The organism is Cronobacter sp. HA18006 (assembly GCF_011605445.1).
GTDB classification, from domain to species: Bacteria; Pseudomonadota; Gammaproteobacteria; order Enterobacterales; family Enterobacteriaceae; genus Cronobacter; species Cronobacter sakazakii.
In genome coordinates this window covers 148,886-172,718 of the sequence record NZ_JAANQB010000023.1, presented here as the reverse complement: position 1 = coordinate 172,718, position 23,833 = coordinate 148,886, and the positions used below count along the sequence as shown (strand labels likewise).

Annotated in this window: 19 protein-coding genes, 1 tRNA gene, 2 other RNA genes and 1 pseudogene; 7 read left to right on the top strand and 16 right to left on the bottom strand. The window is 57.9% G+C overall.

Annotation, left to right across the window (positions count from 1 at the left end):
• Nucleotides 1-7 precede the first annotated feature (7 nt).
• The 3 genes and pseudogenes from bcsA to bcsR form a co-directional block, all read right to left on the bottom strand.
• A pseudogene (bcsA, locus tag G9X48_RS17180) lies at nt 8-2,626 on the bottom strand (UDP-forming cellulose synthase catalytic subunit).
• Nucleotides 2,623-3,351: a cellulose biosynthesis protein BcsQ gene (gene bcsQ / locus G9X48_RS17175; RefSeq protein ID WP_007871862.1), complete on the bottom strand. Its 729-nt coding sequence runs from the start codon at nt 3,349-3,351 to the stop codon at nt 2,623-2,625. The pseudogene bcsA and the gene bcsQ overlap by 4 nt, the downstream one beginning before the upstream one ends.
• Nucleotides 3,348-3,551: a cellulose biosynthesis protein BcsR gene (gene bcsR / locus G9X48_RS17170; RefSeq protein ID WP_004387626.1), complete on the bottom strand. Its 204-nt coding sequence runs from the start codon at nt 3,549-3,551 to the stop codon at nt 3,348-3,350. The genes bcsQ and bcsR overlap by 4 nt, the downstream gene beginning before the upstream one ends.
• 172 nt (nt 3,552-3,723) lie before the next feature.
• On the opposite strand from bcsR, the gene bcsE reads away from it, so the two are divergent.
• The 3 genes from bcsE to bcsG are packed head-to-tail and all read left to right on the top strand — an operon-like array spanning nt 3,724 to nt 7,170.
• On the top strand, nt 3,724-5,298 hold the full coding sequence (gene bcsE / locus G9X48_RS17165; protein WP_080321468.1) for a cellulose biosynthesis protein BcsE: 1,575 nt from the start codon (nt 3,724-3,726) through the stop codon (nt 5,296-5,298).
• On the top strand, nt 5,295-5,492 hold the full coding sequence (gene bcsF, locus G9X48_RS17160) for a cellulose biosynthesis protein BcsF (protein ID WP_004387623.1): 198 nt from the start codon (nt 5,295-5,297) through the stop codon (nt 5,490-5,492). The genes bcsE and bcsF overlap by 4 nt, the downstream gene beginning before the upstream one ends.
• Nucleotides 5,485-7,170, top strand: a complete 1,686-nt coding sequence (gene bcsG, locus G9X48_RS17155) for a cellulose biosynthesis protein BcsG (protein ID WP_097641521.1) — start codon at nt 5,485-5,487, stop codon at nt 7,168-7,170. The genes bcsF and bcsG overlap by 8 nt, the downstream gene beginning before the upstream one ends.
• Nucleotides 7,171-7,475: 305 nt before the next feature.
• On the opposite strand, the gene dppF is transcribed toward bcsG, so the two are convergent.
• The 5 genes from dppF to dppA all read right to left on the bottom strand — a co-directional run bounded on the left by dppF (nt 7,476) and on the right by dppA (nt 13,217).
• Nucleotides 7,476-8,489 carry a dipeptide ABC transporter ATP-binding subunit DppF gene (dppF, locus tag G9X48_RS17150; RefSeq protein ID WP_007797331.1) on the bottom strand — a complete coding sequence of 338 codons (1,014 nt, stop codon included), beginning with the start codon at nt 8,487-8,489 and terminating at the stop codon, nt 7,476-7,478.
• Entirely contained in the window at nt 8,476-9,471 is a 996-nt protein-coding gene (gene dppD / locus G9X48_RS17145; protein WP_004387621.1) for a dipeptide ABC transporter ATP-binding protein, read from the bottom strand. Before dppD ends, dppF begins: the two co-directional genes overlap by 14 nt.
• Nucleotides 9,472-9,482: 11 nt before the next feature.
• Nucleotides 9,483-10,385, bottom strand: coding sequence for a dipeptide ABC transporter permease DppC (gene dppC, locus G9X48_RS17140; RefSeq protein ID WP_007895619.1), 903 nt, complete (start codon nt 10,383-10,385; stop codon nt 9,483-9,485).
• A 9-nt stretch (nt 10,386-10,394) separates the two neighbouring features.
• Nucleotides 10,395-11,414: a dipeptide ABC transporter permease DppB gene (gene dppB / locus G9X48_RS17135; RefSeq protein ID WP_007895616.1), complete on the bottom strand. Its 1,020-nt coding sequence runs from the start codon at nt 11,412-11,414 to the stop codon at nt 10,395-10,397.
• A gap of 195 nt (nt 11,415-11,609) precedes the next feature.
• Complete coding sequence (gene dppA, locus G9X48_RS17130) at nt 11,610-13,217, bottom strand: dipeptide ABC transporter periplasmic-binding protein DppA (RefSeq protein WP_004387618.1); 1,608 nt, start codon at nt 13,215-13,217, stop codon at nt 11,610-11,612.
• A 757-nt stretch (nt 13,218-13,974) separates the two neighbouring features.
• On the opposite strand from dppA, the gene G9X48_RS17125 reads away from it, so the two are divergent.
• Both G9X48_RS17125 and G9X48_RS17120 read left to right on the top strand, forming a co-directional pair.
• Nucleotides 13,975-14,904: a peptidoglycan-binding protein gene (locus tag G9X48_RS17125; protein ID WP_097641522.1), complete on the top strand. Its 930-nt coding sequence runs from the start codon at nt 13,975-13,977 to the stop codon at nt 14,902-14,904.
• Entirely contained in the window at nt 14,894-15,352 is a 459-nt protein-coding gene (locus G9X48_RS17120; protein WP_069681895.1) for a lysozyme inhibitor LprI family protein, read from the top strand. The genes G9X48_RS17125 and G9X48_RS17120 overlap by 11 nt, the downstream gene beginning before the upstream one ends.
• A gap of 56 nt (nt 15,353-15,408) precedes the next feature.
• On the opposite strand, the gene G9X48_RS17115 is transcribed toward G9X48_RS17120, so the two are convergent.
• The 7 genes from G9X48_RS17115 to G9X48_RS17085 all read right to left on the bottom strand — a co-directional run bounded on the left by G9X48_RS17115 (nt 15,409) and on the right by G9X48_RS17085 (nt 20,351).
• A non-coding RNA gene (locus tag G9X48_RS17115) (RtT sRNA) lies at nt 15,409-15,544 on the bottom strand.
• A gap of 36 nt (nt 15,545-15,580) precedes the next feature.
• Nucleotides 15,581-15,716, bottom strand: a non-coding RNA gene (locus G9X48_RS17110) — RtT sRNA.
• Between the two features lie 36 nt (nt 15,717-15,752).
• Nucleotides 15,753-15,829 (bottom strand) — tRNA-Pro (locus G9X48_RS17105).
• A 91-nt stretch (nt 15,830-15,920) separates the two neighbouring features.
• Nucleotides 15,921-17,600 (bottom strand): kdo(2)-lipid A phosphoethanolamine 7''-transferase, encoded by a 1,680-nt coding sequence (gene eptB / locus G9X48_RS17100; RefSeq protein WP_007871877.1) that lies wholly within the window; start codon nt 17,598-17,600, stop codon nt 15,921-15,923.
• Between the two features lie 212 nt (nt 17,601-17,812).
• Nucleotides 17,813-18,244 (bottom strand): organic hydroperoxide resistance protein, encoded by a 432-nt coding sequence (locus G9X48_RS17095; RefSeq protein WP_004387614.1) that lies wholly within the window; start codon nt 18,242-18,244, stop codon nt 17,813-17,815.
• Between the two features lie 118 nt (nt 18,245-18,362).
• On the bottom strand, nt 18,363-19,565 hold the full coding sequence (locus G9X48_RS17090) for an MFS transporter (protein ID WP_097641523.1): 1,203 nt from the start codon (nt 19,563-19,565) through the stop codon (nt 18,363-18,365).
• A gap of 156 nt (nt 19,566-19,721) precedes the next feature.
• On the bottom strand, nt 19,722-20,351 hold the full coding sequence (locus G9X48_RS17085) for a lipase (protein ID WP_085661519.1): 630 nt from the start codon (nt 20,349-20,351) through the stop codon (nt 19,722-19,724).
• 156 nt (nt 20,352-20,507) lie between these two features.
• On the opposite strand from G9X48_RS17085, the gene G9X48_RS17080 reads away from it, so the two are divergent.
• Nucleotides 20,508-21,071 (top strand): DNA-3-methyladenine glycosylase I, encoded by a 564-nt coding sequence (locus G9X48_RS17080; RefSeq protein ID WP_097641524.1) that lies wholly within the window; start codon nt 20,508-20,510, stop codon nt 21,069-21,071.
• A complete protein-coding gene (locus G9X48_RS17075) occupies nt 21,068-21,508 on the top strand; it encodes an N-acetyltransferase (RefSeq protein WP_007895598.1) in 441 nt (146 codons plus the stop codon). The genes G9X48_RS17080 and G9X48_RS17075 overlap by 4 nt, the downstream gene beginning before the upstream one ends.
• Here the strand turns inward: G9X48_RS17075 and G9X48_RS17070 are convergent.
• A complete protein-coding gene (locus G9X48_RS17070) occupies nt 21,477-23,810 on the bottom strand; it encodes a molybdopterin guanine dinucleotide-containing S/N-oxide reductase (RefSeq protein WP_097641525.1) in 2,334 nt (777 codons plus the stop codon). The two genes, G9X48_RS17075 and G9X48_RS17070, sit on opposite strands and share 32 nt — an antisense overlap.
• Between the last annotated feature and the right edge of the window lie 23 nt (nt 23,811-23,833).

The window sequence follows — 23,833 nt, the reverse complement described above, 5'->3', positions numbered from 1 at the left end:
ATATTCATCATTGTTGAGCCATAACCGGGAGCGCACGCTCCCCCAGCGCCGTCCGCTCCGGACGACGGGGGATAAACGACACTATCCAGGAAACCAGCGTGGTAAGGGTGCGAAAGACAATTTTAAGTGACGCTGGCGCGAATTCCGCCAGGTGGCGATAGCCTCTGAAACCGAGCTTGAGGATATCGAGCATGCTTTCCAGCGGTTTGTCTTCCGGGAAACTGTCCTGCCAGAGCGCCCAGGTGTCGGCGCGCGCGAAGGTACACTGTACAAAATCGATGTGCTGGCGCGTGGTCAGGCCGTCGAGGTTGAGGCCGATTTCGTCGCCGAAGACGCGTACCACTTTCGCCGGGAAGACATACTCCTGCGCGCCGCGTTTCATCAGCAGGTTCACTTTTTGCCCCTGTAACCACTGCGCCCCGCCGTGCACCTTAATGCCGAGGCCACCGTCGGAGTAATCCTGCACCGTGCAGGAGAAGAGGTGACCGTCTTCACGGGCAATCGCCGCCGGCATCACCATCTCGACACGATGGGAGCGGCGCACCTGTTTACTTTCCACCGACACCGCCACCGCGCCGCCGAGGATAATCAGGTTGTAGAAGACCCAGACGATACTCACGATAACCGTCAGCATTTCATTGGCCGGGCCGTAGAAATAACGCCAGACGCCGACCAGCACGCCGAGCAGGTTGATCAACACCAGCATCAGATACGGACGCGAAATCACCCAGTCCACGTACTCTTCTTCCACCAGCCCGCCTTTAGCGGTGACGTTAAACTTCCCTTTGTGCGGGTTGAACAGTGCCACCATCGTGGGCCGCGTAATGTACCAGGCGAGCACCGTTTCGTAGATTTCACTCCAGAACGAGTGGCGATATTTGCCCTGAATTTTGGAGTTCGTCAGGCTGGCGTGCGCCATGTGCGGCAGCACAAACAGCGCAATCATCAGCGCAGGCGCGTAGATGATGTAGGCGTGCAGCAACAGGAACGCCAGCGGCGCGGTCAGGAAGATAAGCCGCGGCACGCCGGAGAGGAAGTGCAGCATCGCGTTGACGTAGCACAGCCGCTGGCCGAGCTTAAGCCCTTTACCAAAGAGCGGGTTATCGAGACGGAAAATCTGCACCATGCCGCGCGCCCAGCGGATGCGCTGGCCGATATGCGCCGACAGGCTTTCCGTCGCGAGCCCCGCCGCCTGCGGAATACGCATATAGGCGGAGGTGTAGCCGCGCCGGTGCAGACGCAGCGACGTGTGGGCGTCTTCGGTGACGGTTTCTACCGCGATGCCGCCGATTTCATCCAGCGGGCCGCGGCGGATCACGGCGCAGGAGCCGCAGAAAAAGGTCGCGTCCCACATGTCGTTACCGTCCTGCACCAGCCCGTAAAACAGCGTTCCTTCGTTCGGCGTTTTACGAAAACGCCCGAGGTTGCGCTCAAACGGGTCCGGCGAGAAGAAGTGGTGCGGCGTCTGCATCATCGCGAGCTTTTTATCTTTCAGGAACCAGCCGAGCGTCAGTTGCAGGAAAGAGCGCGTCGGGACGTGGTCGCAGTCGAAAATCGACACGAACTCCCCTTTCGCGAGCTTCAGCGCGTTGTTAATGTTGCCCGCTTTGGCGTGCTCGTGCGTCGGACGCGCCACATACTCCACGCCAACGGATTGCGCGAAGCGGCGAAACTCCTCGCGGTTGCCGTCATCCAGTATCCAGATTTTGAGCTTGTCTTTCGGCCAGTCGATGCCAAGCGAGGCGTAAATGGTGTTTTTCACCACGTGCAGATCTTCGTTATAGGTCGGCACGAAAATATCGACGGAAGGCCACGCTTTGAGATCTTTCGGCAGCGGCACCGGCTGGCGGTTAAGCGGCCAGATCACCTGGAAGTAGCCAAGCACCAGCACCACCCACGCGTAGGTTTCCGCCACCAGCAGCACCAGACCACACACCAGGCTGACCGGATCGTTCCAGTTCAGCGTCGAGGTGTAGCGCCACCAGATGTAGCGGCAGGAGACGGTCAGCGACAGCACAATCAGCATCAGCGCCGAGAAGCGGCCCGGCATACGGCGCACCAGCAGCGCCACGCCCCAGAGCAGCAGCAGGAAAATAAACTGTGAGAGCGGGTTGAACGGCTGCGTCACACAGATAAGCGCCAGCACCAGCGAGAAAATAACCACCACGCCCAGCACGACGCGTCGCAGTCGTTCGTTAATGTGGCCCAGCTCTTTCTGCTCGTTAAGGTGGTCGGTTTCATCGCTGAAGCGTTGCGGGAGCGTCTCCAGCCAGAGGTTAAAACGCTCGCGCCAGACCTGCAGTTTCGAAACAGGCCGCTAGCGCGGCGTACCGACGGCGCGCCAGGGACGCAGCGCCACCAGCCACAGCGCCTGGAGCAGATAACGCACGGTATCGAGCGGACGCGGGCGGTCGGGATGAATATGCGGGAACAGCAGCGCGTGCTGCGCGCGGATCGCCTGCCAGCGCGGGTTTTCCAGCGGCAAAAAGAGCCAGGCGAGCGTCAGCCAGAAACAGCCCAGCGCCGCGCTGAACGGCGGCGCGCCGTTGCGGCGATACGTGATATAACGCTCGCGCAGCCGCGCGCGAACCGGCGGCGCGAGCACCAGCGCGGAGAGGCTTATCATGCGCCCTCACTCCTGTAATGCAGCAGGCACCAGTTCGCCAGCGTGACAATCTCTTCGGCCACCAGCGAATCCGGGCGGTATTCCCCCACCGGCTGTTTGGCGGCCAGGCTTTCCATCATCGCCTCGTCGCGATGCACCGCCACCGGCACCAGGTTACGCTGCGTTTGCAGCCAGAGCTGCCAGATGTCGTTCTGTATCTGGCTTGAAATCAGGCGGAAATTCGCCAGCAGATCGCAGCCGCTCGGCAGCGCCTGCTGATGTAAGCGGGCGTGACAGTTGGCGTCGGGCTGCACCACGCAAAGCGTGCGGTCCGCCACCTGCAACAGGCTGCGGGTCACGGCGTCAAAGCCGCACGGCAGATCCAGCAATATCCAGCGCCACTGGCCGCTCGCCTTGAGCAGGTGAAGATGCTGCGCGAATGCGCTGAGCGCTGGCGTTACGTCGTTTTCCCGCTCCGTCTGACGCAGCGCGCCATACGGCAGCACGTCCAGACCCGGTGCGTAACGCCAGGCGGTGGACTGCCAGGGTTTATCGTCCAGCAGCGCGCGCGCCCAGCCGTCAGCGTGGTCAAAATCGATATTAAAAGAGAGGCGCAGCAGGTTATCAGGCGAGGCGTCAATCACCAGCACCGATTCGCCCAGCTGATGCAGCGCCCAACCGAGCGCCGCCGTTAATGAGGTTGTCCCCACGCCGCCGCGCACGCCCTGTAATGCCAGAACGGTCATCCTTGCGCTCCTGCGTCACGACGCGCTAATTCTGCCAGCAGGGGCCAGCGCGCAATTGCCGTCGCGAGTTGTTCACGTTGTGATATATCGGTGTAGTCGAGATCTGGAAGTGAAAACACCCGGCTGAGCGCTTCAAAATCATTCTGGAAGGTATAGCCACGATCGGGCTGGCGTGCGGCCTTAGCGTCATTCTCAGGCATATATTCTATTTTTCCTTAGAGCAATATCACTAAAGCCAGCAAACGAAAACAGTGAATCTACGCAATCCCGGTTTGCATGCTAATGATCATGTTCTTTAATTTCAATGTTAGGTTTATTTCCTGGCTTTCGCTAGTAAACTGACACCCATACTCTTTATATATTGAGGGCGCCATGGCTCTTGTTTTTTCAATTGGCATTGATTCGCTCTGGGATGAACTGCGCCATATTTCCGCAGGCGGAACAGCCTGGATAAATTGCGACCGCCACAGCGATGCCATTACATTCGTCAACCAGACGCTGCTTGCGCAAACCCCCGAAACCAAAGTGGCTGTAATTACGATGGACGCCGCGCCGGAAGCCGTGATTACGCCGCTGCCGGCTGCACCGCAAGGCCCGGATGAAGTACGCCTGTTTACCATGCCGAAAAATCAAAATGCACTTCATCGCCTGCATCACGATCTGCTTTGCAGTTTCGAACCTGAAAACTATTTCATTGTGCTGCTGTGCGCGGAAAACGCCTGGCAAGGCGTAGCGCCCGCTCATATTAAAGCCTGGATAAGAAAAAGCCAAAGCTGGGCGCAGGAACATCACTGCACATTGCTGATTATTAATTCCGGCGCGCAGGCCGACCAGCAAACTTCCATGCTGATGACCGAATATCAGCAGCTCTCCGGGCTTGCCACGCTGCGCTATCAGGGCGACGCCTGGCTGTATGACGTGGCGTTCTGGTTTAACGATAAAGGCGTGAGCGCGCGTCAGCAGTTGCCGGTGACATTCATTAATGACCGCCTGTCGCTGGTGCCACGCCAGGAAGTTTCGTTCCAGGCGCGCAGCGACGAACGCCGCGTGCTGAGCCATATCGCGGTGCTCGAAGGCGCGCCGCCGCTGTCGGAAAACTGGACGCTCTTTGAGGACAACGATTCGCTGTTTAACGAGGCGCGTCAGGCGCAGGCCGCGACGGTGATTTTCTCCCTCACGCAAAATAACCAGATTGAAGGACTGGCGCGTCATGTACACGCCCTGCGCCGTCAGCGCGGCAGCGCGCTGAAAATCCTCGTGCGTGAAAACAAAGCCAGCGTGCGCGCCACCGACGAACGGCTGCTGCTGGGCTGCGGCGCGAATATGGTGATCCCGTGGAACGCCCCGCTCTCGCGCTGCCTGACGCTGATTGAAAGCGTGCAGAATCAGCAATTCACCCGTTTTGTGCCGGAAGATGTGGATATGCTGCTGGAGGCGATGCAGCCGCTGAAAATGCGCGGCTATCAGCCGTGGGATATCTTCTGCAACGCCGTCGGCGCGCTGATGAGCAACGTGTTAATTCCGCAGGACAACAAAGGGATTCTGGTCGCGCTGCGCCCGGTGCCGGGCATTCGCGTTGAGCAGGCGCTGACGCTCTGCCGTCCGGGCCGCATGGGTGATATCGTAACGCTCGGCGAAAACCGACTGGTGCTGTTTTTATCGTTCTGCCGCATTACCGATCTCGACACTGCGCTGAGCCATATTTTCCCGCTGCCGATAAGCGAGCTGTTTTCCAACCGTATGGTGTGGCATGAAGATAAACAGATAGCGGCGGAGATCATGCAGATGAGCGCGATGCGCCCGGAGCAGTGGGCTGCGCCGCTTGAGATGACCCGTAAGGCAAGGGAAACGGCCGCGCTGCTCGCCGACACGCCAAAAACGGTCACGCGCCGTGTGCCGACGCCCGTTACGCTGCTTAACGACACCGCACAGGAGCGCGCGTTATGATGTCGATTAGCGATATTCTTCAGCTTATTGCGCTGTGCGCGCTGATTTTTATCCCGCTGGGATACGCGCTGTGTGTGGGCAAGCGTCGCATGATGAAAACGCTGCGCCCGCTGCTGTTTCGCCCCCGATTTGTTAAACCCGCTGGTACGTTGCGCCGCCGCTCTACCGTCAAGGCTAATTTAAAACATGACTAATCACGTTCACTCCGCTCCCCTTGCCCGCTCAGGCTGGCAAAACTGGCGCGGCCTTTCCGGCTGGAACTACTATTTTCTGCTGAAATTCGGCCTGCTCTGGACGGGCTATCTGAATTTCCACCCGCTCGCCAACCTGGTGTTTATGGCGTTTCTGCTGTTCCCTATTCCGAACCTGCGCCTGCATCGCCTGCGCCACTGGATAGCCATTCCTGTCGGTATCGGCCTCTTCTGGCATGACACCTGGCTGCCTGGCCCGCAGAGCATTATGAGTCAGGGCTCGCAGGTGGCGGGCTTCAGCACCAGTTATGTGCTGGATCTCGTGACACGCTTTATTAACTGGCAGATGATTGGCGCCGCCTTTGTGCTGCTGGTCGCCTGGATGTTCCTCTCACAGTGGGTGCGGGTGACGGTGTTTGTGGTGGCGATTATGGTCTGGCTTAACGTGCTGACCGTAACCGGCCCGGTCGTCTCGCTGTGGCCTGCCGGGAATACCACGGCGGCGACGGTCACCACGACCGGTGGCGGCGCGGCACCGACCGTCGCGAACGCAGGGGGTACGGTGGTGGCGGGCGATATTCCGCTGCAAACCGCGCCTGCGAGCAACCAGAACATTAACGACTGGCTGAACAGCTTTTACACCAGCGAATCCAAACGTCAGACAACCTTCCCGGCGAGCCTGCCGGCAGATGCACAGCCGTTCGATCTGCTGGTTATCAACATCTGTTCGCTGGCCTGGTCTGACGTGGAGGCCACAGGTTTGATGTCGCATCCGCTCTGGTCGCATTTCGACATCGTGTTTAAGAATTTTAACTCCGGCACGTCATACAGCGGCCCGGCCGCTATCCGCCTGTTGCGCGCGAGCTGCGGGCAGCCGTCGCATAAAAATCTCTACCAACCCGCGGGCGAGCAGTGCTACCTGTTCGATAACCTGGCGAAACTGGGCTTTAAGCGCCACCTGATGATGGACCATAACGGCGAGTTCGGTAACTTCCTGAAAGAAGTACGCGAAAACGGCAATATGCAGGAGCCGCTGATGGATCAATCCGGCCTGCCGGTGAATCTGCTGTCGTTTGACGGCTCGCCGGTGTATGACGATACGGCGGTGCTGAACCGCTGGCAGCAAACCGTGAAGAGCGAGGGCAGCGGCGATCGCAGCGCCACGTTCTTTAACCTGCTGCCGCTGCATGACGGTAACCACTATCCGGGCAACAGCAAAACCGCCGATTACAAAGCGCGCGCGCAGAAGCTGTTTGATGAGCTGGATGCGTTCCTGACGCAGCTTGAGAAAGAGAACCGCAAAGTGATGGTGGTGGTGGTGCCGGAGCACGGCGCGGCGCTGCAGGGCGATAAGATGCAGGTGTCCGGCCTGCGCGATATCCCGAGCCCGTCTATCACCCATGTGCCGGTGGGCATTAAGTTTATCGGCATGAAAGCGCCGCATCAGGGTTCAGCGCTGGGGATAGACCAGCCGAGCAGTTTCCTCGCAATTTCCGAGCTGGTGGTGCGGATGCTGGACGGCAAAAACTTTGTGGCCGATAACGTGGACTGGCAGGGGCTGACCAGTAATCTGCCGCAGAGCGCGCCGGTCTCCGAGAACGCCAATGCCGTGGTGGTGCAGTATCAGGGCAAACCGTGGGTGCGCTTAAGCGGCGGCGACTGGGTACCTTACCCGCAATAATTTTTCGGGCCATGTTAAAAAAGCCGATGCGTAAGCGTCGGCTTTTCTTTTTAGCGCGGCGGGTGGTGTTGGCGCGGCGGGTGCGTGAGGCTTACCCGCCCTACACAGGTGGCATATTTTGTAGGGTGGATAAGCGCAGCGCATCCACCAACCACTCGTCCATGGCGGGTGCGCAAGCTTACCCGCCCTGCATATTTCGCATATTTTGTAGGGGGTAGATAAGCGTAGCGCATCCACCGCCTTGCACCGTAACGCCCATAAAAAAGCCGACGCTCTGCGTCGGCTTTTTACGTTTTGCTTCACCGTTAAGGAATGCGCGGCTCGCCGGTTTCATCCTGATCGACGGCGAAACAGGCGACCAGCTGGCCATTATATTCCTTCAACTGCGGCTGGATCTGCGTACACGGGCCGAAACGGCGACGGCAGCGGGCGCTGAAAGCGCACCCCGGCGGCGGGTTCAGCGGGCTCGGCAGTTCGCCGGTGAGCTTAATTCGCTCGCGGCGGTCGTCCGGATTCAGGCGCGGCGTCGCGGAGAGCAGCGCCTGAGTGTACGGATGACGCGGGTTCGAGAAAATCTGGTCTTTGGTGCCCTTCTCCACGCAGCGGCCGAGATACATCACCATCACTTCATCGGCGATATGCTCCACCACCGACAAATCGTGGGAGATAAATACATACGACAGCCCCAGATCCTGCTGCAAATCCATCATCAGGTTCAGCACCTGCGCGCGCACTGATACATCCAGCGCCGAGACCGGTTCATCGGCTATTACCACGTCCGGATCAAGCATCAGCCCGCGCGCGATGGCGATACGCTGGCGCTGACCGCCGGAGAACATATGTGGGTAGCGATCGTAATGCTCGGTTTTCAGCCCCACTTTCGCCATCATCGCCAACGCTTTCTCGCGGCGCGCCTCTTTACTGAGACGGGTATTGATAAGCAGCGGCTCCTCAAGAATTTGCCCCACTTTTTTGCGCGGGTTCAGCGAGCCGTACGGGTTCTGGAACACAATCTGGATTTTCTGGCGGCGCAGTTTCTCCGCCGTTTCGTCCGGTTTCAGCAGATCCTGCCCCTGGTAGTACAGCTCGCCGCCGGTCGGCGTTTCAATCATGGTGAGCAGACGGCCCAGCGTGGATTTCCCACAGCCGGACTCGCCCACCACCGCCAGCGTTTTACCGCGCTCAAGCGTAAACGACACGCCATCCAGCGCTTTCACCAGACGCTCCGGCGCGAAGAGCCCCTTCTTCACCGGGTAATGTTTTTTCAGGTCGATAGCCTGCAACAGCGGTTGCTGCAGAGTGGCCTCATGCGTGCTCATAATTGGTTGGCCTCCCGGCATCATCGAGGGGGTAGTGGCATTTCGACTGGCGGCCATTGTCCACCAGGTTTAACGCCGGTTCTTCCACGCGGCAGCGTTCAGTCGCGTAGGGGCAGCGCGGGTTGAGCAGACAGCCCGTCGGGCGGTCATATTTCCCCGGCACCACGCCCGGCAGCGACGCCAGACGCGCCTTATCCTGCGCGAATTCCGGCAGGGCGCGCAGCAGCGCCTGGGTATACGGGTGACGCGGCGCGCGGAAGATATCCCGCGCCTCGCCGGTTTCCACCACCTGGCCTGCGTACATCACGATGATTTTGTGCGCCGCTTCGGCCACCAGCGCGAGGTCATGGGTGATAAGGATCAGCGCCATGTTCTCTTTTTGCTGAAGCTCCAGCAGCAGTTCAATGATCTGCGCCTGGATGGTCACATCCAGCGCGGTGGTCGGTTCATCGGCTATCAGCAGCTTCGGACGACAGGCGATAGCCATGGCTATCATCACGCGCTGGCTCATCCCGCCGGAAAGCTGGTGCGGATAGACATCCAGACGTGACGCAGGGTCCGGGATACCAACCTGGTTTAGCAGATCAATCGCGCGCTGGCGGCGGGTCTTTTTATTGCCGCCCTGGTGCACTTTGATAGCCTCCATAATCTGGAAACCCACGGTGTAGCAGGGGTTCAGGCTGGTCATCGGATCCTGGAAGATCATCGCCACTTCGGCGCCCACCAGGTTCCGGCGCTCTTTCTCAGAAATACGCTGTAAATCCTGGCCGTTAAATTCCAGTTTGTCCGCCATCACGCGGCCAGGGAAATCGATAAGGCCCATAATCGCCAGCGAGCTGACCGATTTACCGGAACCCGATTCACCCACGATGCCGACCACTTCGCCCTGATTCACGCTGTAGCTCACGCGGTCTACGGCGCGGAACGGGGTGCCTTCGTCGCCAAAGTGCACCGATAATTTATCTACATTCAGTAACGCCATCTCGTGCCTCTTTACTGCTTGAGTTTGGGGTCGAGCGCGTCACGCAGGCCGTCACCCATCAGGTTAAATGCCAGCACCGTCAGCAGGATAGCGAGACCAGGGAAGGTCACGACCCACCAGGCACTTTGCGCGAACTGCAACACGTCGGAGAGCATGGTGCCCCACTCCGGTGTCGGCGGCTGCGCACCCATGCCGAGAAAGCCCAGTGCGGCCATATCGAGAATGGCATTCGAGAAACCGAGCGACGCCTGAACAATCAGCGGCGCAAGGCAGTTAGGGAAGATATTGACGAACATCTGGCGCATCGCGCCGGCGCCCGCCACGCGGGAGGCGGTCACGTAGTCGCGGCTCACTTCCACCAGCACCGCCGCGCGCGTTAAGCGCACGTAGTGCGGCAGCGCCACAAAGGTTAGCGCCAGCGAGGCGTTAACAATAGACGGGCCGAAAATCGCCACCAGCACCAGCGCCAGCAGCAGGCTCGGCAGCGCCAGCATGATATCGACGATACGCATGATGATGGTATCGACGATGCCGCCGAAATAGCCCGCCACCAGGCCGAGCACAATGCCCATCACCAGCGACAGCACCACCACCAGACAGCCGACCAGCAGCGACAGGCGCGCGCCGTACATCAGGCGCGACATCACATCGCGGCCTACGTCATCGGTGCCGAGAATATGCGCCCAGCTACCGCCATCCTGCCAGACCGGCGGGGCCAGCAGCGCATCGCGGAACTGTTCTGCCGGGTTGTGCGGCGCGATAAAGTTGGCGAAGACGGCTATCAGGATCATGATGACGACATACACCAGCCCGACGACCGCGCCCTTGTTCCGTTTGAAGTAGTGCCAGAATTCCTGCATCGGCGTCATCGGCACCGGTGCGGCCACCACTTTGTTTTCAGTCATTTGCGTCATGATGGCCCCTTATTTCTTATGACGAATACGCGGGTTCACCACGCCATAGAGCAGATCGACCAGCAGGTTGACGAGAATAATCATCGTCGCCACCAGCAGCACGCCGCCCTGCACCACCGGATAATCGCGGCGCTGGAGCGCGTCGATAAGCCAGCGGCCGAGGCCCGGCCAGGAGAAGATGGTTTCGGTCAGGATAGCGCCCGCGAGCAGCGTGCCTACCTGAAGCCCAATCACCGTCACGACCGGCAGCATGGCGTTACGCAGCGCGTGAATGATGATGACGCGCATACGGGTCAGGCCTTTGGCGCGCGCGGTGCGGATGTAATCCTCGCCGAGCACTTCCAGCATCGCCGAGCGGGTCATACGCACGATCACCGCCAGCGGAATGGTGCCGAGCACCACGGCGGGCAGGATCATATGCGCCAGCGCGTCGATAAAGTTGCCCTCTTCCCCCCAGATGGCGGTGTCGATAAGCATAAAGCCGGTCAGCGGGTTGGTATCGTCAAGGAACACCATATCGCTGACGCGCCCGGAGACCGGCGTCAGGTTTAGCTGCACCGACACCAGCATAATCAGCATCATGCCCCACCAGAAGATAGGCATGGAGTAGCCGGTCAGCGCCAGGCCGACTGCCGTGTGATCGAAGATGGAGCCGCGTTTAACGGCCGCCAGCACGCCCACCGGAATGCCCACGGCAACCGCGAAAATCATCGCGCAGACGCCAAGCTCCAGCGTCGCTTTAAAGCGCGGCACGAACTCGTCCCACACCGGGAGGCGGCTTTTAAGCGACAGGCCTAAATCGCCATGCAGCACACCCCAGATATAGTGGAGATACTGCTCCCAGAGCGGCTTATCAAGGCCCAGCTCGGCCAGCAGCTGCGCGTGACGCTCAGGGGAAATACCACGTTCGCCCGCCATGATCATCACCGGGTCGCCGGGGATCATATGGACGAAGGCAAAAGTGAGAAGGGTGATACCGATAAACGTCGGGATAACAAGCCCCAGACGTCGGAGGATGAACTGCAACATAACCCGGATTCTCTGTAATGACGCACAACCAGGGGATGTGGTCTGTATTGCTCACAAATCTCATTCCCTCTCCTTTCAGCGAGGGAATAAAGCACTGCTGCCGGGTGTGCTGCGCTTACCCGGTCTGCAAGTGTAGACCGATATAAGCGCAGCGTCGCCGGACACGGGGCGCTCGCGCGCCCCTGACGGTTTTAATTATTCAACGGAGACGTTTTCGAAGTGGTGTTTGCCCAGCGGATCGACCACGTAGCCTTTGACTTCTTTACGCACCGGCTCATACACGGTGGAGTGCGCGACGATAAGCGCCGGTGCCTGATCGTGCATCACGACCTGAGCCTGTTTGTAAAGCTCGATACGTTTGTTGTGGTCATCGGTCGCGCGCGCCGGTTGGATCAGATCCTCAAACGGCTTGTAGCACCAGCGGGAGTAGTTGGAGCCATCTTTCGCGGCGTCGCAGCTAAACAGGGTAGCGAAGAAGTTATCCGGATCCCCGTTGTCGCCGGTCCAGCCCATCATCACCGCCTGGTGTTCGCCTGCTTTGGCGCGCTTCAGGTACTCGCCCCACTCGTAGGTCACGATTTTCGCCTGAACGCCGATTTTCGCCCAGTCAGCCTGGATCATCTCGGCCATACGGCGCGCGTTCGGGTTATACGGACGCTGTACCGGCATCGCCCACAGCTCAACGGTGAAGCCCTTATCCTGGCCCGCTTCTTTCAGCAGCGCTTTGGCTTTCTCGACGTCATAGGTGTAATCCTTCACGTCGTCGTTATAGCCCCACATGGTCGGCGGGATCAGGTTTTTCGCGGCAACGCCGGCACCCTGGTAAACCGCTTTGATGATGGCGTCTTTGTTCACCGCGTAGGTCAGCGCCTGACGCACTTTCACATCGTCAAACGGCTTCTTCTCGGTGTTGAAAGAGAGGTAGCCAACGTTCAGGCCCGCCTGCTCCATCAGGTTGATGTTTTTGTCCTGCTTCATGCGCGCGATGTCCGCCGGGTTCGGGTACGGCATCACCTGGCACTCGTTTTTCTGAAGCTTGGCATAACGAACGGACGCATCCGGCGTAATGGAGAAGACCAGACGGTCAATCTTCGGTTTGGTGCCCCAGAAGCCCGGGAACGCTTTATACAGAATGCGGGAATCTTTCTGGTATTGCTGAAGCTGGAACGGACCGGTGCCAATCGGGTTCAGGTCAACTTTCTCCGGCGTACCGGCTTTCAGCATGTTGTCTGCGTATTCTTTAGAAAGAATCGACGCGAAGTCCATCGCCATATCGGCCAGGAACGGCGCTTCCGGGCGCGTCAGCACGAACTGGACGGTATTGTCATCGACTTTTTTCACTTCGCTAATCAGCGTCGGCAGGCCCATGCCTTCGAAATATTCGTAGCTGCCGCCAGAGACTTTGTGGTACGGGTTTTGATCGTTTTTCTGACGATCAAACGAGAACACGACGTCATCGGCGTTAAATTCGCGCGTCGGTTTGAAATCTTTATTGTCCTGCCATTTCACGCCTTTACGCAGATGGAAAGTATAGGTTTTGCCATCTTCGCTGACGTCCCATTTCTCCGCGAGGCCCGGAATAATTTCCGTAGTGCCGGTTTTAAATTCAACCAGACGGTTGTAAATAGGCACAGAGCTTGCGTCGTAGGTAGTACCAGAGGTGAAGAGCTGTGGGTTAAAGCCTTCCGGCGAGCCTTCTGAACAGTAAACCAGGGTTTTGGCTTGTACGCTTGCGGCGACGGTCATAGCCACCAGGCTCAGACCAAACTTCAGCATCCCTGACTTCTTCAAGGAAATACTCATTCTTCTGCTCCAATGTGATAGGTGTTGTGTTTTCCGTCAGACCTTTTTTATTTTTTGCCCGGTCCGATCGTTAAGTGTGAGGCTGGGGATTCCTTTCGCAAGGGAGACTGAGTTGCAGTACAGATTGTCCGTAAAATGACCCTCACGCCCTACAATCTGTCAACAGAACACGCAAACGTCAATACAGCTATCCGGGATTTACAACCGGGTTGAGAAACGGCAAACAAAGATTAAAAAAACCTCATGGGCATGTTTTCAGCACGGAAATTTATGCTACGCCGCCACTCGCAGAATAATCATCTTGATATTTTGTAACATCCAGCGCTTATGTTTTATCCGCTTAATGCAAAATTTCTGGCCCTGTGGCGAACTTATGAACGGTTTATGGCGCGATTTGTTAGCCATGCAGCAAAAAATGCTGAGGCAATATATAAGCAGAGCGGAAAGTATGTGGGATGTTTCATAACTATTTTCAATGAAATATGTCACAGAATCGCGTTCGCGCGGGAAAATCGAAGCTAAATAAGATTAACGAATTAAGCGGGTGAAGACTTTATTCAGGTATTCCCTGGAACAGAGTCTGAATGTGGGAGTGAAAAGCAATAACCTTTGGCCGCTTACGGTTTTATGGAGGGCCTCTTTAATACGATTTCAGCTCTGGTTTCTTTGACGCGTCACGCCTGAGGCATTCGCCACTTCTCTGCCGTGTCGACAAAAAATGGAAACCCTTACGAACTGACAAAAGGTATTGAGGTATATGAAAAGGAATTTTCATGAGCCACGCGTGCTGCGCTTGCAATCATCGGTAGGCGTTTGCGGCGTAAATTATGCTGATGACGTAAAAGCGCTACAAGAATTGATGATGAAAGCTGGTTATCAGACAGCGACAGGGCGTTCCTTAAAAGTGGACGGCATATGCAACAACGAAACCAAAGAAGCCATTATCTGGTATCAACGTCTGTTAACACTGTCCCGCTCAGGCCTGGTACAACCGTTAGATCAATGGTTCATTGAAGCATTAAAAAATGCCAGCCAACCCGAGTGGCGTCCACGGATTACTTCCGGGCCGCTACATGTACGTGAAGCACAATTTACTTTTGACAATGAAGGGACGGATTATATTACAGCCACCGATCCTTTCCGTCCGCACCCTTATCCCTGGTTCTCACGCATCTTACACTGGCCTCATTCTGCTGCTTCTGGCGTTACGCTTGGCCGTGGCTACGATATGGGAAAGCGAAGCTCAGGTGAAATTTTTGCAACGCTAAGACAAGCGGGAATCGAAGAATACAAGGCCATTCTGGCATCTAAAGCTGCTTTTCTGAAAGGACGAGAGGCTGCCAGTTTCGTGAAAGTTTATGGGCCGCTTTTCGGTGAAATTACGCACCAGCAACAGCTAAGACTGTTTGAAATTGCTATACAATTTTATATTTCCGAGGCGAAAAGGATCTTTAATGGACGCAAAGCGAGAATGATGTCTGCCATAAGCTGGGAAAAGATGCGTGTCAGATTAAAAGATATATACATCGATAGTTTGTATCAGGGATGTGAGTCAGCAGGTGAATTTGCCCGGTTGATTTTACTCGACGATCTGAAATCGGTGCGTTTATATCTGAAAACAGATCGCGCTCAGATGAACTCGCACGGAAGAAACTTAAAAAGGTTGCAATATATCAATGGGTTATAAGTTAATTTTTTTTCTGCCCTTTCTGTTGCTACCGACCACCTGCGTTGCTGCCTCGTCCATCATTTATGGAGAGGCAGCAAAGATGTGTGCGAAGAGTGCGGATTATGCCGCCGGAACGCGATGTCTTGAGAGGCAGCGCAAGCAAACGGAGCAGGCGCTACAACAGACGCTGGCGGCGGCGCTGAAGCAGGTACAGTCGGAAGACTGGCTGGAGGCTAATGCGGATTACGAGGATGAAGATTCACAAATCGTTGTAGATACGGCCAATGCGCTGAAAAACGATCAGGCGGCATGGGAAAAACATAAGGCCCTGTTTTGTCAGGTGGCCAGTTCACAGATTAGTGCTAAAACCCCCAACTATTGGGTTCTATCCACCCAGTGCGAAATCAATATGAATAAGGCGCGTATCGTCGAGCTGAAAGCATTAATGGCGCAGGTGCAACCTTAAAGCGCGAACGCCGGAAAGCAAAAAGCCCTGCTCAATGAGCAGGGCTTTTCTGAATTTGGTCGGTGCCAGAGGATAACTCGCCGCTTTGCGGCTTCGCCCTGCGGGTCGTTGCTTACGCAACGCTCTCTCGCTGCGCTCGGGTCGAACCTCCCTGCCCTCGGAGGTTCTCATCCTCTCAGACGCCGGAAAGCAAAAAGCCCTGCTCATTGAGCAGGGCTTTTCTGAATTTGGTCGGTGCCAGAGGATAACTCGCCGCTTTGCGGCTTCGCCCTGCGGGTCGTTGCTTACGCAACGCCCTCTCGCTGCGCTCGGGTCGAACCTCCCTGCCCCCGGAGGTTCTCATCCTCTCAGACGCCGGAAAGCAAAAAGCCCTGCTCATTGAGCAGGGCTTTTCTGAATTTGGTCGGTGATAGAGGATTCGAACCTCCGACCCCTTCGTCCCGAACGAAGTGCGCTACCAGGCTGCGCCAATCACCGAATGCGGGGCGCATATTACTGCGCACCCTAATTCCCGTCAATCCCTTACTTTAAAAAAGCCTGTCGATCGGCTGAAAAGCCAGCGATATGGCTATTTTGCGGCAGAAGGAACATGACACCAGTTGTTATTCTGGTTGATGCCGCCATCCGGCGACTGATAGCCGAGGCAGCCCATAATGGTATCGAACAGCTCAACATGGCGATGCGGGCGCTTCTGCTCTGCCTGCAGTTTAAGCTGCGCGAACGCCTGCGCGTGCTGCGGATCGGCCAGATAGCTGTCGGACATCCAGACCATCATCGGCACGCGGAACTGTTCCGGCGGCGCGACATTGCGCGGCGTGCCGTGCAGGTGCTCTTTCTCATTGATCGATTCGCCATGATCCGCGGCGTAGAACACAATCGCTTTCTTATTGCGAACCTGGTCGATCACATCGGAGATAAAGCTGTCGACGTACAGCACCGAGTTATCATAGGCGTTAATCAACTCCTGACGGCTACAGTCTGAATCGACGCCCATGCACTCCGGCTGCCAGCGCGCATAGCTTCTTGGATAACGCTGCACATAGTTATAGTGAGAGCCTTTGGTATGCAGAATGATAAGGTGTTTGCCCTTATCGTGCCCCGCCAGCGAGTTTTTCATCTCATCCACCAGCAGCATGTCATCCACCTGCTTACCGCGGTTGCGCGGCTCAGCACCGATCTGCTCGCGGTAGGCGATGTTGTCCGCCATCGTGTTGCTGTAGAACCACATTTCGCTCTGCATCGCGTACAGATCCGAGCTAAAGCCCAGCTGTTTAAGCACCGCGAATACGTTCTGTTCTTTCAGCGTGCGCTGCGGATTGTCATCCGCGCCGCCTTCACGAACAAACATGCAGCGCAGCGAGAGTTTGGTCGCCGTATCGCACGATTCACCGCGGAACGCCGCCAGGTTTTTCTCCTGGGCGAGTTTCGGCGTGGTGTTACGGTCGTAGCCAAGCAGGCCCATATGATCCCAGCGCGTGGTTTCGCCGATGATAAACACAACGTAAGTGTCATCAATACCCTGCGGAGCCTGCCAGGTAAACTTTTTGGCCGGGTTCAGCAGCGATTTGTTATCGCTGGATTCATCGACCTGCGCCCAGGCATACAGCCCCAGCGCGGAAAGCCAGTTCGACGGCAGATAGGAGTTTGCTACCACACCGCCGTAGCTTGGCATATCAACCCCAGACGTGCGCTCTTCATTTTTCTGCTGCAAATCCAGCAGGCGAATCGGTGCCCAGACCAGCAGGCCCGCCACAATCACCACCGCCGCGCTTTTCAGGCGCTGATCGCGGGTGCGCAGCTGACGCAGCAGCGTATCGCGGCAGCGGTTGCCCCAGATAAGCGTCAGCGGCACGATGCACACAAGAATCATCCACGCGATGAACTGCCAGCCGACCACTTCTTTCGAGAGATCGATATCGGTCGTCATTACCGACGCGATAATCCCGTAGCCAATCACCACGTTCATAAACGTCATGTAATAACTTGCCGCGGCAGAGAACAGCACCACCAGCGACGCCAGCACGCGCCAGACGCGCCGCCCCAGTAGCGACAACACACGCAGCAGGAAGAAGGTGACGAGCACCGTGGCCACCAGTTCAACGACCATCGACACGCCATTAACCCAGGAAAGATTCTGCGCATACCCGTCGAAACGACGATATAAAACCGCACAGTTAAAAAACAGACCGATGTAAACCGCCAGCAGAACGCTCAGTTTCTGTTGGGTCATCGAGAGGATGTATTTCATGCAAGCCGCCCGGCAAACAGGTGTGAAACCCGTTCCCCAAAAAATGAAAAATAATGTATACGTGACAACGCTGAGGGAATCAGGCGATTCTTATCTCAGACGCGGGGTAGTAGACCACAGCGACGGGAAAAAGTGCGGGCATTTAGAGCGGCCCGGCTCCTATTTACAAAAATATGAGGCCGGAACCGCATTTTACGGAACGGGACAACCGGTTAGTCGGTGATGACGTTCAGTTTAACGTCAATGTTGCCACGGGTCGCGTTGGAGTACGGGCACACGATGTGGGCTTTCTGCACCAGCGCTTCGGCTTCTGCACGGTCCATGCCCGGCAGATGAATATCCAGCTGGGCTTCGATCCCAAAACCGGTCGGCAGCGGCCCAATCCCTACCTGCCCTTCAATAAAGGCATCCTGCGGGACTTTCTTTTTCTCCTGGGAGGCAACATGTTTCAGTGCACCCAGGAAGCAGGCGGAGTAGCCTGCGGCGAAAAGCTGTTCCGGGTTAGTCACCTGACCACCCTGACCGCCCATCTCTTTCGGCACGCCGAGTTTCACGTCCAGCACGCCGTCATCGGACGTCGCACGGCCATCACGGCCGCCCGTCGCTTTCGCTTTTGCGCGATAAACCACTTTTTCTAAGGACATCTTGTTCTCCTTTGTGTTGGCAATCACAGCTAGTAAGCATAGAACGTCTGAGCGAACTGGGGAGAAAGTGAGAACATTCGGGGAAAGTGCCGCCGCAGAGCGCGGCGGCAAAAGGACATCAGGCGCGGGCGTGTTCCCAGGCCTCGCGGCGCGGCTGGCGAATGGTGGTGGAGATAGCCAGCGAGACAATCAGCAGCGCGAAGATAACGCAGAAGGTGACGTAAAAGCCGCCGAACAGCGAGGCGATAATCGATCCGCAGATGCTGCCGATCCCAAAGCCCAGATAAATCACGCCGTAGTTTTTCGCAAGATTGTTCAGGCCGAAGAAATCGCTGACCAGCGACGGATAGACCGTGATGGTGCCGCCGAAATTAAACGCCACGCAGGCGATAGCCGCGAAGAAGGTCATTTCATTGAGCGGCGCGAAAAGCAGCGCGGCCATCCCCACCAGCGAGACCACCTGGCCGAGCGTAATGACACGAATGCGCGGCATTTTGTCGGAGAGAATGCCGAGCACCAGGCGGCCGGTCAGGTTGGCAATGGAAATCACCGTGACCGCGTTCGCGGCGGTGGCGGCGTCAAGGCGCACCATGCCCTGCGCGATATCTTTCGCCACGCCAATCACATACAGGCCGCTCATGCAGGCGGTCAGGAACATCAGCGCCAGCATCCAGTACTGCGGTTTACGCATCGATTCGGCCAGACTGTAATCGCCTTCGCCCGCGCTGTTGCCGGTGCGCGCAGGCTGATTCGGCGCGTCTTTCATCAGCAGCGCGCCGCCGATAATCATCACCATCACCATGCCGCCCCAGATAACAAACGTACGCTCAAGCCCGACGGACGCCAGCAGATGGCTGTCGATAAATTTAAAACCGAGGCTCCCGAGACCATACGCGCCGATAGAAAACGCGGAAATAAGCCCTTTGCGCTCCGGGAACCACTTCACGCAGTTAGAGAGCGTCAGCAGATAACCGGCGCCGTCCGCGAGCCCCACCAGCACGCCCGCGCTCAGCCAGAGCATCATCAGGTTGCTGGCGTGAGAGGTGAGCACCAGCCCTAACCCCAGCAGCACGCCAGAGGCGATCGTCACGCGTTTCACGCCGAAACGCTCCTGCAGTTTACCGGCGACCGACGACGACAGCGCCAGCCCCAGGCTCAGCAGCCCGAAGGAGAACGCCACCTGGCTTACCGGCTCATCAAGCTTTTGCGACAGAGCACTGTTAAACAGGCTCCAGGTATAGACCGAACCCAGCGCGAACTGGGTAATTATCGTGCCCACCAGGGTGAGCCACCGGGTACGCGAATGGATGGAAATACTCATGGTTGTTGTCCCACTGATAAGAAGAAAGCTTCACTACCTGCAACGATAGCGAAACCCCTACTTTTTCGGGGGAAAACGGCATGAGATGCCGCAGAGGCGGAATGAACTGCCGCGGCGAAGGCATGGATGGCCTTGAACGGGCGCGAATAGCGCGTTCTAAAAGGTGGCGCTGAGCCCGAGATTGTACATTTGCGCGTCGTTGTCGCTAAGGCGCCCTTCCGCCTGAGAGAACGACGCCCATGCCGCGAGATGCTTGTTAATCGGCATATCCGCGCCGACGGAAACATCCATCCACGAGCCATACTGGCTGCCAGGCAGCAGCGGCTGCATACTCCACAGCGGATCGCCATGCTGCTGGTTATAGCTCACCTGCGCCCACGGTCGCACCGCGCCAAGACGCGAATCGAGCCGCCAGCCGAGTGAGCCAACGCTCGCATGCCAGTAGGCGTTATCCGCGCTGGCACCGTTATCCTGTAAAGGCAGGCCGTCGGCTTCGCGCCGCCAGCCCGCCACCGGGCGAGCGACCACCGGCAGCGGCCATGACAGGTTCAGGCCTGCCGGCATCGCCGCCTCGTCGCGCTGCGTCTGCGCCACGCGCTCGGCCAGGATCTCGTCATAACTCGGTGTGCGATCGCTGTCCCACGTATAACGTTCAGAAGTGTTACTTTGGGGGTCAACAGCGATATATTCCTGTTGCCAGGCGTGTGCCGCCTGGCTAAAAACCAGAGACCACAACAGCACCGCCGCGCGTCGTAACGCATGGCGTTCAGAGATAGTTATCATCATCAAAGCGACTCCAGAAGAGAGCCGGTTCCGGCAGTTTTTATTGGCGTTATTAGCGGATGTGCGAGTAACCCTGAATTAACTATTGTCTCTTTATTTGCCACGTCAAGCCGCTTTCGAAAATCGCCAGGGTGCCTGTTAAAACGAGGGGAATGCAGGATGGAACGTTGCGGATGGGTCACTCAGGATCCACTTTATCTCGCCTACCACGATGAAGAGTGGGGAGAACCTCAGAAAGACAACCACACGCTGTTTGAGATGATCTGTCTCGAAGGCCAGCAGGCGGGGTTGTCATGGATTACCGTGCTGAAAAAACGCGAGCACTACCGCCGCTGTTTTCATGGTTTTGAGCCCGCCGTGGTGGCGCAGATGGGGCCAGAAGACGTCGACGCGCTGGTACAGGAGCCAGGTATTATTCGCCACCGCGGTAAAATCGAAGCCATTATCGCCAACGCCCGGGCGTATCTCGCCATGCAGGCGCAGGGGGAAGATTTTTCAGCGTTTGTCTGGTCATTCGTCGGCGGCGAGCCAAAAATAAACTCTCCGCAGACGCTCGCGCAGGTGCCGGTGACGACGCCCGAGGCGCAGGCGCTCTCGAAAGCGCTGAAAAAACGGGGCTTTAAGTTTGTCGGCCCGACGATTTGTTACTCCTTCATGCAGGCCTGCGGGCTGGTGAACGATCATCTCGCCGGCTGCGGCTGCCACCCGGAGAACCGGCCATGATCCGCGCGCAGCGGCCTTCTGACCGCGACGCCATCCTTTCGCTGTGGCTTGCGAGCACCACCGCCGGACATCCGTTCATTCAGCCTGATTACTGGCGCGCCAGCCTGCCCGTTGTGCGTGACGTCTATCTGCCCGGTGCCTGCACGTGGGTGGACGAAAACGGCGGTACGCTTCGCGGGTTTATCAGCGTGATGCATGAAAATTTTATCGGCGCGCTGTTTGTGGCGCCTGACTGCGAGGGAACAGGCATCGGCACCGCCCTGCTGACGCATGTGCAGTCGCAGTACGATACCCTGAATCTTGAGGTCTACCAGAAAAACACCCGGGCGGTGAATTTCTATCACGCCCGGGGGTTTCGTATTGAAGAGAGCGCGTGGCAGGAAGAAACCGGCCACCCGACCTGGATTATGCGCTGGCAGGCGGATCAAACGCCGTAACGTCCGGCGCGGGCCCGCGGTATTTCTCGACGCGCACCAGCGAGGAGTTCGCCGCGCAGCCGTTGCCGAGCCGCGAGGTCGGGATATCGCGCGTCAGCACGTTCACCGCGCCGTTTTTACAAAGCCCCTGCTGGTTCCAGTCAAAATCGGGCCACGCGCCCTGATGCAGACAAATCACGCCAGGCTTAATGCCATCCGTGACCACGGCACCCGCCAGCACCTGGCCGCGGGCGTTCCACACCCGCACCAGATCGCCATGGGCGATGCCGCGCTTGCGGGCATCGTCCGGATGCAGCGTCACCGGCTCGCGCCCGGCCACGGCATAGCGCTCGCGAAGCGATGAATAGTTAAGCTGGCTGTGCAAACGATGCGCCGGGTGCGATGAGAGCAGTTGCAGCTCGTCCGGCTGCGCGTTGCCGTGCCACTCGTCTGGCTCAAGCCAGGTCGGGTGCGGCGGACAGTCGGCATAGCCGAAGCGGGCAATGCGCTCTGAGTAGATCTCGATTTTCCCGCTCGGCGTGCTGAGCGGGTTGGCCGCCGGATCGTCACGAAACGCGCCAAAACGCACAAACTCAGCGTTTTTCGGGTTCTCCGGCATCTCGATTATCTGATTCGCCTCCCAGAAATCCGCGAAATCCGGCAGCGTCACCTGCTGCGCTGCGCCGCGCTCACGGGCGATGTTGTAGAAGGTTTCCAGCCACTCCAGCTCGCTTTTGCCTTCGGTGAAACGCGCCCGTCCGCCAGTTTCCCAGCGCTCTGACAGTTCGGCGAAAATATCGAAATCGTTACGCGCTTCATACTGCGGCGGCACAACCTGCTTCATCGGCACCATATGCTGATTGCTGTAGTCGCCGGTCATGGTCATGTCGTTGCGCTCAAACGAGGTGGTTACCGGCAGCACGATATCGGCGTGCTTCGCCGCCGCCGTCCAGAAACATTCGGAAATCACCACCAGCTCTGGCTTTTGCCACGCCTTAATCAGGCGGTGTGTCTCCTGGTGGTGCGTAAAGTTGGCGCCGCCCGCCCACCAGATAAAACGGATATCCGGGAAAATGCGCTGCTGTCCGTTATGCGGGTATTCGCCGCCGGGGTTTTCCAGCGCCTCGACAATGCGCGCCACCGGGATTTTATCGACCGCGTCAACGCCGCCTTCCACGCTGCCCTGCATTGAGGCCAGCACGGCTGCGCGTCGCGTCGGGTTACCGCCGTTGGCGAAGTGATAAGAGAGCCCGAAGCCGCCGCCCGGCAGGCCAATCTGGCCGAGCATCGCCGCGAGTGTCACCAGCATCCAGTGTTTCTGCTCGCCATACTGCTGGCGCTGCATGCCCCAGCCTGCCATCAGCATGGTGCGGTTCTGGCTGAATAATTTCGCCAGCTGGCGGATGGTTGCGGCATCGACGCCGCAAATCGCCGCCGCCCAGTCGGCATCTTTCGGTGTGCCGTCGCGCTCGCCGGTCAGGTAGGCTGCAAACTGCGCGTAGCCGTGCGTGCAGGCGTTAAGGAAATCGTCATCCTGCCAGCCGTTTTCCACCAGCGTATGGGCGATGCCGAGCATCAGCGCCACGTCGGTGCCCATGTGCGGGGCAATCCATTCCATGCGTTCGCCGAAGAAATCGGCGGTTTCCGGACGCATCGGGTTGATGCAGATAAGCTTTTTTCCGCTCTCTTTGAGCTTCTCGAAATAGCCGATGCCCTGCTCGTCAGAGGCGTTCCAGGCGATTTTCAGCGTGTTGAGCGGGTTAGCGCTCCACAGCACTACGACATCGCTGTGCTCCAGCACCAGCGGCCAGCTGGTCTGCTGTTGATAGACTTCGTTGCCGCCCACCACATACGGCATGATCACCTGCGCGGCCCCCGTGGAGTAATCGCCCAGATGACCGGTGTAACCGCCCGCAAGGCTCATATAGCGTTGCAGCAGCGTGGCGGCTTTATGCAGTACGCCGTTGGAGCGCCAGCCGTAGGAGCCTGCGAAAATCGACGACGGGCCGTAGCTTTCGCGAATGCGCCGGTGCTGCTGGTCAATCAGACGCAGCGCTTCATCCCAGCTGATACGCACGAACTCATCCTGCCCGCGCACGCCCTGCGGGCTATCCGGCGAGGCGAGAAACCCTTTACGCGCCATCGGATAGCGCACGCGCGCTTTGCTGTGCACCTGGTCTGGTACGGCGGTTTGCAGGGAATTCGGGTGGCGCGTCGGCAGCGCGCCCTGAGAAGAGAGCACGGTTTCACCGTCGGTCTCGATAACCATGGGCCCCCAGTGGGCGGCGGTAACGATGCGTTTTAAAGCAGATGGGTTAGCCAAAACGGGCTCCTGACTGGCGTTTG